The organism is Neisseria sicca VK64 (genome assembly GCF_000260655.1).
GTDB classification, from domain to species: domain Bacteria; phylum Pseudomonadota; class Gammaproteobacteria; order Burkholderiales; family Neisseriaceae; genus Neisseria; species Neisseria sicca_B.
This window is the reverse complement of the sequence record NZ_AJMT01000034.1, coordinates 1-2086: the sequence shown is the minus strand read 5'-3', so window position 1 is coordinate 2086 and position 2086 is coordinate 1. Positions and strand designations below refer to the sequence as shown.

2 protein-coding genes are annotated in these 2086 nt (G+C 43.0%); one reads left to right on the top strand and one right to left on the bottom strand.

Going from position 1 to position 2086, the window contains the following annotated elements; genetic code table 11:
* The coding region (locus tag HMPREF1051_RS02235; RefSeq protein ID WP_036492459.1) for an IS3 family transposase at nt 1–208 on the top strand (208 nt) is incomplete at its 5' end.
* Nucleotides 209–282: 74 nt separating this feature from the next.
* Here the strand turns inward: HMPREF1051_RS02235 and HMPREF1051_RS02230 are convergent.
* A complete protein-coding gene (locus tag HMPREF1051_RS02230; protein ID WP_003759309.1) occupies nt 283–846 on the bottom strand; it encodes a hypothetical protein in 564 nt (187 codons plus the stop codon).
* Nucleotides 847–2086 lie beyond the last annotated feature (1240 nt).

The window sequence follows — 2086 nt, the reverse complement described above, 5'->3', positions numbered from 1 at the left end:
GGCGAACTGTTGGGACAATGCGCCGATGGAAAGCTTCTTTGCGGTGTTAAAGACGGAGTGTTTCTATAACGCAGGTGAATTGACGGTAGATGAATTGATGAAGCAGATAGATGACTATATGGATTACTACAACCGGGAGCGTTGCAGTTTGAAATTGAAAAAGCTGAGTCCTGTCGCATACAGAACCCAGCTTGCACAGAGTGCCTGAATAGGCTTTTATGAGTGTCCAAGATTTGGGGGCCAGTTCAGTTTTCAGACGACCTTTCGCTTTATAAAACGTCTTTATTTCTTCGCTTTGCCTTTACCCTTAGCAGGTTTGGCAGGTGCTTTGTTCAATTGTGCCGTAGCGGTTTGGTCCAATACGCAGGACTTGGTGATGATGTTGTCCACGACTTGGTTTTGACCGTTGACGACAGTTTGTTGACGGATAGTCAGCATATTACCGTCCACTTTGTCGATGTTGGCATAGTTGGCGCGGTTGGCAATCCATGCCACGCCTTCACCCCAGAAGCCATTGACATCATTGCCGGTGCCGACAATGCGGGAAAGACCCGGAGTCAGCTGGCCTTGGTATTTCACTTGGGCAATCACAGGCTCATCACCTTGGAAGCCGTACATGACATTCAAAGGATCAGTACCGTTTGGTCCGCATTTGTAAGCCACTTCCTTGGTGCGTTCAATATTATTGACTTCCATGGTTTTAGGCGTTTCAGGCGCGGGAGCGGATTGTTGCGCAGTAGGAGTTGGAGCAGTTTCCGGTTTAGATTTAGAGCCGGAGCTGCCGCATGCAGACAGCGCGGTAGCGATAAGGACGGCGGGAACGATTAATTTCAGATTGGATTTCATCAAGTTACTCCGGATTTAGTCTATCGGGGTCAGCATAAACTGACAGAAAGCCCTACCTTAACAGAGAAAAGAAGGCTTGTCTCGTCCATATATGAAAACACGATACTCATTATCAATAAAGTGCTATTTGTTCTTTTGAAAACAGTGGATTTGATTTACGCAAAGCTAATTGAAATTAAGTAAAGATATATCACGAATCAACAAAATACCGATTTTGAGGGGCGGGGGATTAATGTTTGGTGCTGCAAGGTGGGGATGATGTTAAGGAAATAATGACGGACGAACTTTGCAGCTGGTGAGGGCGATGAAGCCGGAGACAGTGAAAAGGGCAGGGGAAAATGAATGGATTTGGATGAAAGAAATTCTCGCCTTGTTTTCAGTGTTCTGGAAAATGGTATTTTTAAAATTTGAGTGGATGAGGTAAGGCTGTACGCTGGTGTAAAGCCAATCCTTTTTGCTTCAAAGATTTCCTATTTGAGAGGGGTTGGTTTAACGAAATTCAATAAGGTGATGCTGTATGGTCAAAACGGAAATTTGGGGATAGCAAGCGATAGTCTGCAAACCTCGCCTTTATCGAGTTTGGTTTTTATTGTGGAGATGCATTGGATGCAATACTTGGGATACATCGGATAGGGGGAATATAGTGGATTAACTTTAAACCAGGACGGCGTTTCCTCGCCTTAGCTCAAAGAGAACGATTCTCTAAGGTGCTGAAGCACCAAGTGAATCGGTTCCGTACTATCTGTACTGTCTGCGGCTTCGTCGCCTTGTCCTGATTTAAATTTAATCCACTATATTACTTGCTAATAATGAGCAGAAAGACAGAGAAAACCGATTACGAACCATAGATATATGGCTAAGGAAACCAAACGGCGTCCGATAAGTTTATTCCGTAAAACAAACCCTAAAATTAAAGTAATGAAAACAATTGGTAAGCCGATATATATTAAATTGTCAAAATATCTGCCTTGACCTAAATATGGAAAGATCAAGTAGACTCCAAAAATCCCGCCCATAAAATAAATCAGCATGCCCGGCCCTAGGAGTAGAGCGGTAAGTATATGTGGCATTAATAAAATTGAAAGCCACTGTTTAGTTTTTGAATTCATTTAAATCACCAATATATAAAACTTTTTATATCGATAGGGTAAATAGGCCGGGTACTTCTGCAAAACCGTCAAATCGTCGAAATATGGGTTTTTGAAGCCAATCTACGCTTGCTTTTTCCCGTTTCAATCAG